The sequence below is a fragment of the Streptosporangium sp. 'caverna' genome (genome assembly GCF_003203775.1).
Classification (GTDB): domain Bacteria; phylum Actinomycetota; class Actinomycetes; order Streptosporangiales; family Streptosporangiaceae; genus Streptosporangium; species Streptosporangium subroseum.
Genome location: NZ_CP029711.1, coordinates 5,920,088 through 5,935,289, shown reverse-complemented (window position 1 = coordinate 5,935,289; position 15,202 = coordinate 5,920,088). Strand labels below are relative to the sequence as shown.

The following is a 15,202-nucleotide window of genomic DNA, read 5'->3' as shown; positions in this document are numbered from 1 at the left end:
TTCAGCCTCGGCGGGGGCAGGGCAGGATCGTCTTATGACGAGCGGACGAGTGACAGCGGTGAGCAGCAGCGCCACACACACCTTCAGCAAGGTCTGCCTGCCGGGCATCCGGTTGCTGGCCGGACTGGGGGTGGAGGGGGACGCGCATCTCGGGGTGACGGTGAAGCACCGCTCGCGCGTGGCGCAGGATCCCACCCAGCCCAATCTGCGCCAGGTCCACCTGATCCAGGCCGAGCTCCACGACGAGCTGCGGGTCGCGGGTTTCTCCGTGGCGGCGGGCGAGCTGGGGGAGAACGTCACCACCCGTGACGTCGACCTGCTCGGCCTGCCGGTGGGCGCGCTGCTGCGGCTGGGGGAGGAGGCGGTGGTCGAGGTGACGGGGCTGCGCAACCCCTGCGTACAGATCGAGGCGTTCCAGACGGGCCTGCTGAAGCAGGTGGTGGGCCGGGACGAGGCCGGTGAGCTGGTCCGCAGGGCCGGGGTGATGGGCGTGGTGGTGGCCGGCGGCGAGGTGAGGCCCGGAGACACGATCGAGGTGGAGCTGCCGCCGCCTCCGCACCGGCGGCTGGACCGCGTCTAGAAAGCCCTGAGCGGCGAGGGACAGGTGGGGATCCCGCCGGTTTTGCCGGCCAGGTCGCCTGGCAACCCCATGTCGGAGGTGACGGTGTGTGTGGTTGGGTGTTCGTAATGGACATCTCATCGCGGGCTTCGGCCTACCTCCACATCTATGACGAGCAGCTCCGGGCCCGGCCGATGCCTGGCCGTACGACCGAGAAGATCGGGCCGATGCTGCGGACCGTGTCCAACGGGCACGGACAGGGTTCCCTGACGTATCGGGATCTGGGCGGACTGGACGGCGCCGAACTGGACGCGTTCATCGCGCGCCAGCGTGACTTCTTCACCCGGGTCGGCCGTGAGGTGGAGTGGAAGTATCACGGCTACGACCTGCCCGCCGACCTGCCCGATCGGCTGACCGCGGCCGGGTTCGAGGCCCAGGAGCGGGAGACCATCATGGTGGGCGAGGTCGGCGAGCTCTCCGGGGCCGTCTTGCCGGCCGACGGGGTGCGGCTGCGGGAGGTGAGCGGGCGGGCCGATCTGGAGCGGATCCGTGAGATGGAGGAGACGGTCTGGGACACCGACCACGGCTGGCTGCCCGACATGCTGGAGCGCGACATCGCCGGCCCCGGCGACCCGTGCGTGGTGGTGCTCGCCGAGGCGGGGGACCGCGTGGTGTGCGCGGCGTGGGTGCGGTTCCACGAGGGTACGGACTTCGTCTCGCTGTGGGGTGGCTCGACGCTGAAGGAGTGGCGGGGGCAAGGGATCTATCGGGCGATGGTGGCGTATCGGGCGGATCTCGCGGTGGCCCGGGGGTTCCGGCTGGTGCGGGTGGACGCCTCCGACAGCAGCCGGCCGATCCTGGCCAGGCTGGGCCTGGAGGCGATCGCGACGACGACGCCCTACGTGTGGGTGCCTCCGACCCTCTGACGGGCTGGATGTCCGGTCGGACCGGGCGGGTGCTCAGACCGGCGCGTCATCGGCAGGGGAGCGGCCGCGTCCGGGCGGAGACCGTCGCTGACGGGGTGTTCGAGGGGCGTGCGCCGTAGGAGTGGGCGAGGTGCCCGGGTGGAGCCCGTCGCGATGGAATGCCGGGAGAATTGAATGGAACGAAACATTCCGTTCTGATATTGTCGTGGGGATTCGGAACGGAAGCCCGGTGAGAGGACACGCATGCCCGAGGTGCTCAGCAGGCGCGCGCTCAACCGAGCCACCCTGGACCGGCAGCTGCTGCTGACCAGGACGGACCTGCCCGCGCTGGATGCCGTCCGGCACCTCTACGGCATGCAGGCCCAGGCGCCGAATCCTCCCTACATCGGGCTCTGGACCCGTCTTGAGGGGTTCGCCCACGACGATCTCGCCCGGCTGCTGCACGAGCGCCGGGTGGTGCGGCTGAGCCTGATGCGCTCCACCATCCATCTGGTCACCGCGGAGGACTGCATGGCCCTGCGCCCGCTGCTGCAGCCGATGATGACGCGGGCGCTGGGGGGCGCGTACGGCAGGGGAACGGCCGGAGTGGACCTGGAGGAGCTCGCCGCCGCGGGGCGGGCCCTGGTGGAGGAACAGCCCCTGACCTTCCGTGAGCTCGGGGGACCGCTGCAAGAACGGTGGCCGGAGCACGCCGCGGCCGACCTGGTCAGAGGGGTGCGCACCCTGCTGGCCCTGGTGCAGGTTCCGCCGAGGGGCATCTGGGGTGTGGGCGGGCAGCCCGCCCACACCACCGCGGAGGCGTGGCTGGGCCGCCCCCAGGACGAGAGGCCCTCCCTGGCCGAGGCGATCCGCCGTTACCTGGCCGCCTACGGTCCCGCGACGGTGATGGACATCCAGCAGTGGTCGGGCATGACCCGGCTGGGGGAGGTGGCCCGGGACATGGGTCTGCGGGTCTTCGCGACCGAGGACGGCGCGGAGCTGCTGGATCTGCCCGAGGCCTCCCGGCCCGACCCGGACACCCCGGCTCCGGTGCGCTACCTGTCGGAGTTCGACAACACGCTGCTGTCGTTCGCCGACCGCACCCGGACCCGGATCATGGCGGATGAGTACCGCGCGCGGGTCTTCACGATCAACGGCATCATCAAGGCGACGGTGCTGGTCGACGGGTTCGTCCGGGGCATGTGGAAGGTGACGCAGAAGCGGGGCGAGGCCGTCCTGGAGGTGGATCTCTTCCAGCCGGTAAGCGCGCAGGAACGGGAGGCGCTGGAGCTGGAGGGCATGCGCATGCTCGACTTCGTCGCCCCCTCGGCGAAGGTCCGTGACATCCGCCTCGGCTGAGCTCGTCGTCGAGGTGCCCGCTCCGGCTGGGCGCACCGCCGTCGGGGCATCCGTTCTGACCGGGCGCACCGCCGTGACGTCCGTGTCCCCCGGCCCGTGGGGAGCTCGGGACGCCGTCTCCGCCGCCTCGCCGCACGGGGCAGAGCACCCGGCCTCCCGGCTGAGGCGGACCCGGGACCGATCCCGCCCGATGGCTCGTCAGGCGCCTCGGGCGTCGATGAGCGCGGTCAGATCCGAGACGGTCATGCTTCCCGGCTCTCTCTGCTCGCGGGCGAACCGGTTCGCCAGCCGTTGCAGAACCTCGTTGACCGGTGTGGCGATCCCGTGCCTGCGTCCCAGAAGGGTGATCTCGCCGTTGAGGTAGTCGGACTCGATGGATCCGGAGCCCCGGGCCAGGCTCTGCCACGATGAGCCGCCGCCGCGTCTCTCACCCTCGACCGGCTTCAGCCGCACCCGGTCGCCTCGCACCTCCGCCTGCTCCGCCGCGCTCGCATGGTCGATCCCCGCCGCCGCGAGTACGGCCCTGCCCTCGGCCATCGCCCGCCGGTGCAGGTCGAGTGCCTCGTCGCCGGTGATCGGCCCGCAGACGGCCTCCAGGGCGTTGCCGAGGTTGGACAGCAGCTTGGCGTACTTCCAGCGCATGACGTCAGGGAGGACCGGCGCCAGGAAGGCCGACTTCTCCAGGTCCGCGGAGATCTTCTCCGCGGTCTCCCCGGTGCCCGACGGGTAGCGGCCGATGTGCAGGATGCCGCTCAGCGGTGAGCCGGAGGCCGCGACCCTCCCCGGTTCGAGGTGCGTCGCGGGAAGCCAGACGCACATGCCGTACACATGGCGGAACCGGCGCAGGGCCAGCCGTTCGTTCTCCACCGCGTTCTGCGCGCAGACCACGGGCAGGAGTTCGCCCGCGGTGCCTCCGCCGGCCACCGGCCGCCCGGCCCAGGCGTCCAGCAGCGCGACGCTGTGCTGCGTCTTCACCGCGAGGATGAGGACGTCGCCGGGCTGGAGCTCGAGCGCTTCGGGTCGATCGACCGCGGGAATCGGCAGGGTGAGCAGGTCGTGGGGTGTCGCGAGCTGAAGCCCGCCCTTGCGCAGCGCCTCGTAGTGCGGGCCGCGGGCCACGAGGACGACCTCGTGGCCCGCGGCGAACAGCTGCCCGCCGATCGTCCCGCCGACCGCCCCTGCCCCGATGATGATGTATCGCATTATCTGACCTTTGCATGGAGATCGGCGAGGTCCAAACCGCCGGCAGGGCGAACCCGGCTTCCGGTCACTCGAGACCATGCCTCAGCGCGGACGGTGAGTTTCGGGGCCGCGCCCTCGCTTCGGCCGGCTCTGACCGCTTGGCCTTTTCGCATTCGACCCTGGCATTGCTGGGCGAGCGGCTGTGGGTGGGGCACGGGTGCGACAACGGCCCCGGCGGCGTCGTCGGCCTGGATCTGAGCGCGGCCACACCGGCGCCGACGCCGATGGCGGTCGGGGGCGAGCACCTGGGCGCTCCTGTGCTCGCGGCCGCCGGCGACACGCTCGTGGTCGGCGAGACCGGCACGCACCATGCCGACCTGCTGGTCTACGACGTCGGCGACGGCACCCCGGAGCTGCGCGGCACGATCGACGGCCGGACATGGCGCATCGACTACCTGAACGACCTCGCCCTGACCTCCGACGGCTCCACCCTGGTCGCGGCGGCCGACGCCCCCGGTCACTTCACCAGGTACGACACCACGACCCTGACGAGGATCGGCACCTACGGCGACGGCTGGGACGGATATCCGTCGGCCGTGGCTATCGGCTCCGGCGGCGCCTACGTCGCCGCGGGACGCCAGTGGGGCAGCACCGACCTCACGCTCTACGACGCCGCGACCGGGGCGGCGATGTTCTCGGCCGACCAGCCGGACGCCGAACTGCTCCAGGACGGCGTCGCCTTCTCCGGCTCCGACGCCTTCGCACTGCTGCGGAACCCGGCGGGCCGGCTGCTGCTGTGGCGGCTGCAGGGCGTCACACTGCCGGCCTCCACGCTGAAGGTGACGACCCCGGCGCACGCGTGGATCGGTTCGCCGGTCACCGTCGAAGGACGGATCACGCGGGCCAACGGCAAGCCGGCCATCATCCAGCCGCTCACCGTGACCCGCCGCCTGCCCGACGGCACGAGCGAGCCGCTCGACGGCGTCACGACAGGCAAGGACAGCGGGTTCACCTTCACGGACACGCCGCCGGGCGTCGGAGACGTGACCTACACCGTGCTCTGGGACGGCGACAGCAGATCCCGCTGGAGCAGCGCCTCCGCCACCGTGACGGTCAGGAACGTCTCCGCCCTCACCCTGGACGGGCCGGCGTCCGGCACCGTCGGCGAGCCGATGGAACTGACCGGCGTGCTGACGACGGCCGGCCGGCCGCCCGCACCGGGCGCCACGATCACCCTGCAGCGCATCGCGAGGGACGACGACTCCGAGACGGTCAAGCTCCCGCCCGTGAGCGTGAACGCCGACGGCTCGTACGCCTTGACCGACACGCTCGAGACCGCCGGCAGGTACCTCTACCTCGCGATGTGGACCGGGTACGCCACGGCCGGGCCGGCCAAGGCCCTCCATCTGGTCACGGTCACGCCGGGCGCCGGCTGACCCGCAGGGTGTGCCCGGCCATCGGCCGGGCACACCCGTCCCCGCGGATCGGGGTTCTACGCGTCCCGCGGAAGCACGCGTTCGGCAGCGTCGAACAGCTGCTGCCGCGCGTCGCGAAGACGCACCCCGGCCGGCGCCGCGTGGGCGGCCGGTTCGTTCATGCCCCGAACCGTGTCTCACCGCAGACGGAGCGGATCCGGATTCTCCTGGCTGCCGCCGGGGGCCTGCTCGGGGCCGATGCTCCTGCAAGGCCATTTCCGGGAATTGGCTATTTTCCCGGCGGAGGGAGAGGCCGGATGATTCGGCAATGGTCTCTGTCAACGCTTTCGCCGGCATCGCGGCGGTCGCTCTGGGAATGGTCCTCACCCCCGGGCCCAACATGATCTACCTGGTGTCCCGGTCGGTGACGCAGGGGCGCCGGGCCGGGCTGATCTCGCTGTCGGGTGTCGCCGTGGGGTTCCTGGTCTACCTGGTGGCGGCGGCCGCCGGCATCGCGACGATCTTCGCCGTGGTGCCCGCCGTCTACACCGCGGTCAAGCTCGCGGGCGCGGGATACCTGCTGTGGCTGGCGTGGAAGGCGGTGCGGCCCGGCGGCGAGCCGGTCTTCGCCCCCACCGCGCTCCCCGTGGATCCGCCGCGGAGGCTGTTCTCCATGGGACTCCTCACCAACCTTCTCAACCCCAAGATCGCCATCCTGTACGTGTCGCTGCTTCCCCAGTTCGTCGATCCGGCGCGCGGTGACGTCGCCGCGCAGAGCCTCGTCCTCGGTCTCATCCAGATCGTCATCGCCCTGTCGGTCAACGCCACGATCGTGCTGACCGCCGGGTCGGTCGCGGCCTTCATGGGCCGCCGGCCGATGTGGATGCGGGTCCAGCGCTACCTGATGGGCGCCGTACTGACCGGGCTCGCCCTCCGCATCGCCACCGACCGATCGAGCGCCGTGGCCGCGTGAAAACGCTCACGCCCGATCGCCGCTGAGCGGCCGTTCCCCCTTTCGCGTCACCCGGCTGTGAGCGGACATGGTTGTCCGCGCGTGTGCGCCTGCCCACAAACGTGCTCGTTATGCATCTATGCATTGTCTGCATGTTTGGGTGTAGCCTGGCGGGCAGACCCAGCCAGCGACGGGCGGCCGAGCCGCGTCCGCCCGAGAAAAGGATGTGGTGATGACGACTCCCGGCGATCAGACCGAGGCCAGGCCGACAACAAAATCCCCCACCGCGATGCGCCGTCTGCTGTCCGCGGACATGGTCGAGCGGAGCGGATGCCCGTTCGACCCGCCGCCCGGCCTGCAGCAGCGGCGTGGTCAGGGACCGGTGCAGCCGCTGAAGCTGCTCAACGGTGCTCCCAGCTGGCTGGTCACCGGCCTGGACGAGACCCGCGCCGTCCTGAGCGATCCCCGCTTCAGCTCTGACCGGGTGCGTCACCCCGGCGCCACCCAGCCGCAGTCGGACGAGGCCGGGCAGATGGCCGCGGCGGAAGCGGCCGTCGCCGCGCAGGCCGTGGAGAGCCGCACCGACGGGATGTTCGTCTTCATGGACCCGCCGGAGCATACGCGGCTGCGGCGGCTGCTGACCGGCCAGTTCACCGTACGGCGGATGCGGGCGCTGGAGTCGCGCATCCGCGAGATCGCCGTGGAGCACATCGAGGCCATGCAGGCCGCAGGCACCGAGGCCGACCTCGTGCCCGCCTACGCGCTGCCGATTCCCTCGCTGGTGATCTGCGAGATGCTCGGCGTCGACTACGCCGACCGGGCCGAGTTCCAGGAGCGCACCGCCATCGCGCTGAACTCCAACGCCGACGACCAGGAGCGGGCCCGCGCCGGCCTCGAGCTGTACGCCTTCATCCAGGAACTGGTGGCGGCCAAGCGAGCCAAGCCGGCCGACGACATGCTGTCGGGGCTCGTCCATGACGCCGACCCGCCGCTGACCGACGCCCAGCTGATCGACATGGCCCTCGTCCTGCTCGGCGCCGGCCACGAGACCACCGCCAACATGCTGGGCCTGGGTACCTTCGCGCTGCTGGAGCACCCCGACCAACTCGCCGCGCTGCGCGCCGACCCCGCCCTCCTGGACACCGCGGTCGAGGAGCTGCTGCGGTATCTGTCCATCATTCAGATGGGGGTCAGCCGGGTGGCCACCGAGGATGTCACGGTGGCCGGCGTGAAGATCGCCGCAGGTTCCACCGTGATCATCGCGACGCCCGAGGTCAACCGCGACCCCCGCCACTGGAGCGAGCCCGACCGGCTGGACGTGCACCGGACCCGCACCCCGCACCTGGCTTTCGGGCACGGCGTGCACCAGTGCCTGGGCCAGCAGCTCGCCCGGGCGGAGATGAAGGTCGGCCTGGGCGAACTGCTGACCCGGCTGCCCAAGCTGCGCCTGGCCGTGCCCGCCGAGCAGGTGCCGCTGCGCAACGAGATGCTCATCTTCGGGGTGCATTCCCTGCCCGTGACGTGGGCATGACCGATCCCCTTTAGGCTGGACGCCGGCCTCGACCGGCTGAGGGCCGCCGAGACGCCACGCGAACAGAAGGGGATCACCATGGTTCGCCCTGACCCGCCGGTCACGGCGGCCCGCGCCGTTCCCGCCACCGGCACGGCGGCCTTGGCCGGGCGCCGCGAGCGTAAGAAGCTGGCCACCCGGGCCGCCGTGCGGGAAGCGGCGCTGCGCCTGGCGCTGCGCAACGGCGTGGAGAACGTCACCATCGAGCAGATCACGGACGAGGCCGACATCGCGGTGCGGACGTTCTTCAACTACTTCTCCAGCAAGGAGGAGGCGGTGGTGGCGGCGGCCGCGGCCGGCGCCGAAGCGCTCCTCGCCGAGTTTCGGGCCCGGCCCGGCGCCGAATCGGTGTTGCGGGCGCTTCGCGAGGCGGTGCTCGCCATCGTCGACCAGGGTGACGCCGCCAGCCGTGATTACATCAGGGCGCTGCAGCTCATCCGGAGGACGCCGTCGCTCGTGCCCCACCAGCTGGCCGTACTGGCAGCCCAGGAGAAGGCGCTCGCCGGCGCCATCGCCGAACGCCTCCAGCCCGGCACCGCGTCCCGGGACCAAGGCCGACCCATCCCGAGCGGGATCTACCCGGCACTGTGCGCGGCAACGGCGCTGACGGCGCTGCGCGTTGTCATGGGACGGTGGCTTGATCGTGCCGACGGCCCGGACGACACACCGCCCATGGCGATCCTGCGTGACGAGATCGACGAGGCGATCGCCGAGCTGGCCGCCGGGCTGGACCGGCCCGGATCGGCGGACGCGGGTGATCCCGCCAACGCTCTCTGAGGGCGAACTCGCCGCGATTCCGCCTCCTCTCCTGCGGATTACCCGAGGTGCTCGGCGATCACGCGGGCGCACTCCATGGCCTCGGTGTGCGTCGTGTCCACCTCGAGGTCGTAGGTCACGCCATGGTGGACGATCTGGGCCTGCGACCGCGCCATTCCGATGACGCGGTCGCCCCGGGCGGCCTCTCGTCCCGCGGCGACGGCGCTGTCGCATCGCACCCCGACCCACAGCACCCGGAGTCCGTCGAGGGCGGTCCGCCATCGGTCCTGCGAGGCCGCACCACCGAGGAACACCTCGTCCACGATGACGCGGGCACCCGCGTGGACCATCGCGGCGATGCCCCGGATCCAGGCCTCGTCCAGGGTCCGGAACGCGGGCCCGACCGTCACCTGCCCGTCCGGGCCGAACGCGATCCCCGCATCCGAGTCCCGCATGGGGGCGGGCAGCGCCTCCACAAACGTGTCGACCCCGAAGGTCAGCCACGGGTCGGGCAGAATCGTCTGCAGGCAGCGCGCGATGCCCGACTTTCCCGCGCTGGAACCACCGTTGAGAACAATCACCTCAGTCGCCACCGCGCCACTGTAGAGGCAGGCACCATCCGGGTCGCAATGATTTTCGGGGAGACCTCCGCACGGAACCCAGCCGTGCCCGGACGGCCATGGAGGACCGTACCGGGCAGGTCAACGCCGTGGGCGTGTCCCGAACTGTCGCAGCCGCCCGCTAGTGTCCTGCGATGAGGTGCTGCACATGATCCCGGAGAGCGTACGGTGACCGCGCCCGCGAAGCCGTACCCGACGGAGGTGGAAGCCTCCGTCGAGCAACTGGTGTATGTCCGCGAGGACGAATACACGGTCGCGCGGATGAGCGCCGACGGCCTGGCCGCCTTTGTCGCCTCGGGCCGCGCGCTGGCCGGGGTGCAGCCCGGCGAGACGCTGCGGCTGGCCGGGGAGTGGGACGAGCACCCGCGCCACGGCAGCCGCCTGGTGGTCGAGCGGTGCGAGCGGGTGGTCCCCTCCACCGTGCGCGCCATCACGCTCTACCTCGGCTCGGGCCTGATCCGCGGGATCGGGCCGCGGCTCGCCTACGCCATCGTCAGTCACTTCGGCGAGCGGACGCTCACGGTCATCGACGCCGAGCCCGAACGCCTGCGGGAAGTCATCAACATCGGCGCCGTGCGGCAGGAGCAGATCGTCCAGGCGTGGGCGGAGCAGAAGGAGATCGCCGCGCTGATGGTCGTCCTGCAGGGCTTCGGGATCAGCCCGCTGCTCGGGGCCAAGATCTACCAGGTGTACGGCAACGACTCGCGCGAGGTCCTCACCGGCGACCCGTACCGGCTGATCGGTCAGGTCAGGGGGATCGCCTTCCACACCGCCGACCGGATCGCGCTGCGATCGGGGGTGCCGGAGAACAGCCCGCAGCGGATCAAGGCGGCGATCGTGGACAGGCTGGAGACGGCGGCCGCCCGTGACGGGCACTGCTTCCTGCCGCTGCCCGCCCTCCTCGTCGCGACGGCGAGCCTGGTGGAGCAGGAGGAGGAGCTGATCCGTTCGGCGGTCGACGGGCTGGTCGCCGAGCGCAGGATCGTCGTCGAGGCGTCGTCGGCGGGGCCTGGCCAGGTGGCGTACTCCAAGGAGCAGCACGGCCGCGAGGTCACGCTGACGGCGCACCTGGACAGGCTCTGGCGGGCCCGCTCGACGCTGCCGATGCGCGCGTTCGCCGAGGACGAGGGGCTGCACGAGGACCAGCGGGTGGCCGTGAACCTGGCGCTGACCAGCACGGTGTGCGTCCTGACCGGCGGCCCCGGCTGCGGCAAGAGCCACACGGTGAAGGTGATCGCGGCGACCGTGCGGGCGATGGGCGGCACGGTGACCCTGACCGCGCCGACGGGCAAGGCGGCCAAGCGCCTGTCGGAGCTCACCGGCCTGCCCGCGATGACCGTGCACCGGATGCTCGCCCAGCAGCCCGAGCGGGAGGAGGGCACGCTGTTCCAGCAGTCTCCCGCGCAGGCGGACCTGATCGTGGTGGACGAGGCGTCGATGCTGGACCTGCAGCTGGCCACCCGGCTGACGGCCGCGATCCCGGCGGGCAGCCACCTGCTGCTGGTCGGTGACAGCGATCAGCTCCCCAGCATCGGGCCCGGCAGCGTGCTGGCCGACCTGCTGCGGGTGGAGGAGGTTCCGCGCATCCGGCTGACCCACATCTTCCGGCAGGCGCAGGACAGCGGGATCGTCCAGGCCGCCCACCGGATCCGGACGGGCGAGCTGCCCGCGCTGCCCGGCAGGGGCGGTTTCTGGTTCGAGGAGCTCGACGATCCGGACCAGGTGGCCGAGCGGGTGGTGCACCTGGCGACGGAGGCGATTCCCCGCAAGCAGAACATCGGCAGGGACCAGGTCCAGGTGCTGAGCCCGATGCGCAAGGGCGCGACGGGCACGGCGGAGCTCGGCCGCAGGCTGCAGGAGCGGCTGAACCCCGCACGCGAGGGCGCGGCCGAGCACTGGTCGGGCCCCTCGGTCTTCAGGGTGGGCGACCGCGTCATGCCGATCCGCAACAACTACGACAAGGGCGTGTTCAACGGACAGACCGCTACGGTCACGGCGCTGAGCCCGCAGGAGCGGCTGATGGAGATCCGCACCGATGACGGGGTGAGCGTGGAATACACCTTCGGCGAGCTGGACGAGCTGACCCACGCCTACGCGATCAGCGTGCACCGCTCCCAGGGCAGCGAATACCCGTTCGTGGTGGCGCCGATCGTGGCCGAGGCCGGGGGAGTGATGCTGCGCCGCAGGCTGCTGTACACGCTGGTCACCAGGGCGAAGTCGTGGGTGGTCCTCGTCGGCCAGCGCGAGGCGCTGGAGCAGGCCGTGCACCAGCTCGGCTACCGCAGGAACACCGGCCTGGCCCTGCGGCTCGCCCTCAGCCTGGGAGACGCGCCGGCCACGGCGCGTAAAGCCGGCCCGGGGTCGGAGCCTGTCACGGCGGGTGAGGTCGCCGACCGGAGGTCGGAGCCGGTCGCGAGTGACCGCGGTTGACTCCTCCTCAACCCCTTGCCGGCCCCGTATGCGGCTCCGTCCGGGTCACGGGGAGAGCAGGCCGGTGAGCGGCGTCCGGTGGCCGGCGGCGAGGGCGGAGGCGAAGCCCGCAGAGCCGAGCCGGTCGCGCAACGCCGTCCGCAGGGCGTGGTCGGGGGCGAGGTGTCCGGGATCGAGGCGTTCGGCGGCGCCGAGCAGGGTGGTGGCACGACCGAAGTGGCCGGTCGCGTGGTCGGACTCGGCGAGCAGGAACAGGCCGGTCACCATGACGCGGAGGTCCCCGACGGCGGTGGCGACCTCGACGCCCTCGGCGAGGTGGCGCCGCGCCCGCTCATGGTCGTTCTCGAAAGCCGCGGCGCGACCGAGACCGAGCAGGCAGCGGGCCGTGCAGCGGCGGTCGCCGATGCGGCGGAACTCGGTGAGAAGACCGCCGAAGCCCGATTCGGCGGTCGCGTGGTCTCCCCGTTGCTGGTGGAGGCAGGCCCGGAAGACCTCGGCGTGCAGCCGCTCGTGGTCGTTGCCGCTGATCCGGGCCAGCCGCCCGGCCTCGGTCAGCCAGGCCGCCGCGTCGTCGAGGCGGATCCGGCCCTCGATCGCCCGGAGGGCCATCTGGTTGAGACCGTTGGCGCGTTTGACATGGTCGCCGAGCCGGCCGAACAGCTCGGCGGCGTGGGCCAGCCGTGCCAGGGCGGTCGCGTCGTCCAGGGTGGCCTGCCCGAGACCGGACATCGCCAGGGCGCGGTGCCAGTCGTCGCGCAGTCGCTCGAACCGCGACGTCGCCCGTTCCAGATACGTGATCGCGGACGCGCGATCCTCGCCGTACATCATCGCCCAGCCGAGGGCGAGAAGGGCGAGGGCCTGATCCTGCTCGGTGCCGCGCTCGGCGCGTTCGCGCGCCTGCTCGGCGAACGCCCGCGCCCGTTCGGTGTCCTGGTAGCACAGCACGATGGAGCAGGTGACCGCGGCCCGGATGCCCAGGGCGCCCTCCGGCAGGGGCCGGAGGAGCAGCCTGTCGATCCACCCGAACAGCTCGCCGCGCGCACCGAGGATCTCCCATCCCGTACCGATGCCCGTGAGGAACTCCCAGGCGGGCGCGGTCTCCCGCTGTTCGAGGGCCCAGCGCATCCCGGTCCGCAGATCCGCCCAGTGCCGGTTGAACCAGCGCAGCGCGGCGGCCTGGTCACTCCCTCGCAGGTCGGTGAGGGCGGTCACGGCGTGGTGCAGATGGTGAAGGGCGTGCTGCTCGCGTACCGTGCCGGCGTCGCCGCGCGACACCGACTGCCGGTGCGCGAACTGGCGGACACTGTCGAGCAGGCGATATTCGGTGGTCTCGTCCCGGCGGCGACGGGAGATCAGAGATCGGTCCAGCAGGCGCGGGAAGAGCCGGACGAGATCGGCGGAGTCCAGCGGCGGATAGGCGAGGATCTGCGCCGCGGTGTCGTAGCCGAACTCGCCGGGGAACACCGAGCAACGTTCGAACAGTAGCCGTTCGTCGTCTCCCAGCAACTCATAACTCCACCTCAGGGCCTCCTCCAGGGTGCGATGCCGGTTCGGGGGGCCGTGCGCCCCGTCGCGCAGGAGCGCGAACCGGTTGTGGAGACGTGACAGCAGTTCGGCCGGTGAGAAGAACCGGACCCGCGCGGCCGCGAGTTCGATGGCCAGCGGCAGGCCGTCCAGCCGGCGGCAGATCATCGCGACGTGCCGGGCGTTGTCAGGGGTGACCTCGAAGCCGGGCGAGACCGCGGCCGCACGGTCGGCGAACAGCCGTACGGAGGCCGCGTCCAGCACGGCCGACGGATCGTCGAGCTCCTCGGGAAGCGGCAGCGGCGAGATCTCGTAAACGACCTCTCCCGCCACCCCGAGCGGCCCGTGGCTGGTGGCCAGCACGTGGAGGTGGTCCGTGGTGGTCAGCAGGTCGGCGAGCAGCGCCGCCGCGGTGTCGGTCACGTGTTCGCAGTTGTCCACGATGAGCCAGTTCCGGCCCTCGGCGAGCGCCCCGCGTACCAGGTCGCGCAGCCGGCGTTCGTCCCCGGAGACGCCGAGGGCGTCCGCGAAGGCTCGGTCCACGGCGTCGGCGGGGGGCACGGACGCGAGATCGACCAGGATGGCGGGCGGCAGCGTGGTCGCCGAGTGGGCCAGGTGCAGCGCCAGCCGGGTCTTACCCGTACCGGCGGGACCGGTCAAGGTCAGCAGCCGGTGGGCGTCGACCAGCCGCAGGAGGTCCTCGGTCTCCCCGGTCCGCCCCACGAACGACGACAGCGGCCTGGGCAGCACGCTGCCGGGCTCCCGGCGGACCCGGAGCCGAGCCGCGGCGTCGACCAGCGCCAGGCGGTTCGACCCGCCGAGCTTGCGCAGCAGGGAGGACACATGGCTCTCCACGGTCCTCTCCGACACCCGCAGGCTGTCGGCGATCTCCCGGTTGTGCAGACGGTCTCCCACGAGCCAGAAGACCTCGAGCTCTCTTGACGTCACTCCGGCCGCCCGCAGCGGATCGGGGGAGATATCGGAACCCATGGAGTGAGTATCCGCTGCATTTCCGTACTGAGCACGGATGTGCGGAGATCGCGTCCGATGTCGAATGTCGTCATGACGAACACGGACATCGACTTCGAGTCGATCAAGAAGGCACAGCGGGCGGGCTGGGAGACCGGTGACTACCCGCGGGTCGGCAACACGCTTCAGATCATCGCCGAACGGCTGGTGGAGGCGGCGGACGTGCGAGCCGGGCAGCGGACGCTGGACGTCGCCTGCGGGCAGGGCAACGCGGCGATCGCGGCGGCCCGGCGGTTCGCGGAGGCCACCGGCGTCGACTATGCCGTCAACCTCCTGGCACAGGGCCGGGAGCGGGCGGCGGCCGAGCACCTGGCGGTGACGTTCACCGAGGGCGACGCCGAACGGTTGCCGTTTCCCGACGGCTCCTTCGATCTGGCGTTGAGCACGGTGGGCGTGATGTTCGCACCGGATCACCGGCGGGCCGCCGACGAGCTGGTCCGCGTGACGGCCGCGGGAGGGAGGATCGCGCTGGCCAGCTGGACGCCGGACGGCATGATCGGCCAGCTGTTCAGGACGGTGGGCGCCTGGGCGCCGCCACCGGCCGGTGTGCGCCCGCCGACGTTGTGGGGCACACCGGAGCACCTGGCCGAACTCTTCGGGGAGCGGGTGGAGTGGATCGGCCTCACCAGGCGGGAGTACGTGTTCCGCTACCACTCGCCCGCGCACTTCTCGCAGTGGTTCCGTCGGTTCTACGGGCCCATCACCAGGTTGGCGGGCAACCTGACCAGCCAGGACCTGGAACGGTTCGGGGAGGACCTCGCCGGGGTCGCCCTGCGGTACAACCGGGCCGACGACGGTACGGTGGCCGCCCCGGCGGAGTACCTCGAAGCGGTTGGCGTCCGGCGTGGATGACCGCTCGGCCCCCCGGCGTCGATCCCCCCGGACAGCCGTGGCCGGCTGT

General features: G+C 71.6%; 12 protein-coding genes. 9 read left to right on the top strand and 3 right to left on the bottom strand.

The genetic code is table 11. From position 1 onward, the window contains the following. The first annotated feature begins 34 nt into the window (after positions 1–34). The 3 genes from DKM19_RS26105 (at position 35) to DKM19_RS26095 (ending at position 2,823) form a co-directional block, all read left to right on the top strand. Entirely contained in the window at positions 35–580 is a 546-nt protein-coding gene (locus DKM19_RS26105; protein WP_204358226.1) for an MOSC domain-containing protein, read from the top strand. A 107-nt stretch (positions 581–687) separates the two neighbouring features. After that, a complete protein-coding gene (locus DKM19_RS26100) occupies positions 688–1,485 on the top strand; it encodes a GNAT family N-acetyltransferase (RefSeq protein WP_110699027.1) in 798 nt (265 codons plus the stop codon). 243 nt (positions 1,486–1,728) lie between these two features. Further along, positions 1,729–2,823: a winged helix DNA-binding domain-containing protein gene (locus tag DKM19_RS26095; protein WP_110699026.1), complete on the top strand. Its 1,095-nt coding sequence runs from the start codon at positions 1,729–1,731 to the stop codon at positions 2,821–2,823. Positions 2,824–3,021: 198 nt separating this feature from the next. On the opposite strand, the gene DKM19_RS26090 is transcribed toward DKM19_RS26095, so the two are convergent. Beyond that, a complete protein-coding gene (locus DKM19_RS26090; protein ID WP_110699025.1) occupies positions 3,022–4,026 on the bottom strand; it encodes a ketopantoate reductase family protein in 1,005 nt (334 codons plus the stop codon). 137 nt (positions 4,027–4,163) lie between these two features. On the opposite strand from DKM19_RS26090, the gene DKM19_RS26085 reads away from it, so the two are divergent. From DKM19_RS26085 to DKM19_RS26070, 4 genes are all read left to right on the top strand, one after another. Then, positions 4,164–5,441 (top strand): hypothetical protein, encoded by a 1,278-nt coding sequence (locus DKM19_RS26085; RefSeq protein ID WP_162641765.1) that lies wholly within the window; start codon positions 4,164–4,166, stop codon positions 5,439–5,441. A 307-nt stretch (positions 5,442–5,748) separates the two neighbouring features. Further along, the gene (locus DKM19_RS26080; RefSeq protein WP_110699023.1) at positions 5,749–6,393 is read left to right on the top strand and encodes a LysE family translocator; all 645 of its coding nucleotides are present in this window, start codon (positions 5,749–5,751) and stop codon (positions 6,391–6,393) included. Between the two features lie 211 nt (positions 6,394–6,604). Then, complete coding sequence (locus tag DKM19_RS26075) at positions 6,605–7,903, top strand: cytochrome P450 (RefSeq protein ID WP_162641764.1); 1,299 nt, start codon at positions 6,605–6,607, stop codon at positions 7,901–7,903. A gap of 78 nt (positions 7,904–7,981) precedes the next feature. After that, a complete protein-coding gene (locus tag DKM19_RS26070) occupies positions 7,982–8,719 on the top strand; it encodes a TetR/AcrR family transcriptional regulator (RefSeq protein WP_110699022.1) in 738 nt (245 codons plus the stop codon). Between the two features lie 38 nt (positions 8,720–8,757). Here the strand turns inward: DKM19_RS26070 and cpt are convergent, their stop codons facing one another. Then, entirely contained in the window at positions 8,758–9,279 is a 522-nt protein-coding gene (cpt, locus tag DKM19_RS26065; protein WP_204358225.1) for a chloramphenicol phosphotransferase CPT, read from the bottom strand. Between the two features lie 207 nt (positions 9,280–9,486). Between cpt and DKM19_RS26060 the strand changes: the two genes are divergently transcribed. After that, on the top strand, positions 9,487–11,748 hold the full coding sequence (locus DKM19_RS26060; protein WP_110699020.1) for an ATP-dependent RecD-like DNA helicase: 2,262 nt from the start codon (positions 9,487–9,489) through the stop codon (positions 11,746–11,748). A gap of 45 nt (positions 11,749–11,793) precedes the next feature. Here DKM19_RS26060 and DKM19_RS26055 read toward each other — a convergent pair whose 3' ends face one another. Continuing rightward, positions 11,794–14,262 (bottom strand): LuxR C-terminal-related transcriptional regulator, encoded by a 2,469-nt coding sequence (locus DKM19_RS26055; protein ID WP_110699019.1) that lies wholly within the window; start codon positions 14,260–14,262, stop codon positions 11,794–11,796. A 72-nt stretch (positions 14,263–14,334) separates the two neighbouring features. Here DKM19_RS26055 and DKM19_RS26050 point away from each other — a divergent pair, with 72 nt between their 5' ends. Continuing rightward, positions 14,335–15,153 (top strand): class I SAM-dependent methyltransferase, encoded by an 819-nt coding sequence (locus tag DKM19_RS26050; protein WP_110705982.1) that lies wholly within the window; start codon positions 14,335–14,337, stop codon positions 15,151–15,153. The last annotated feature ends 49 nt before the right edge of the window (positions 15,154–15,202 follow it).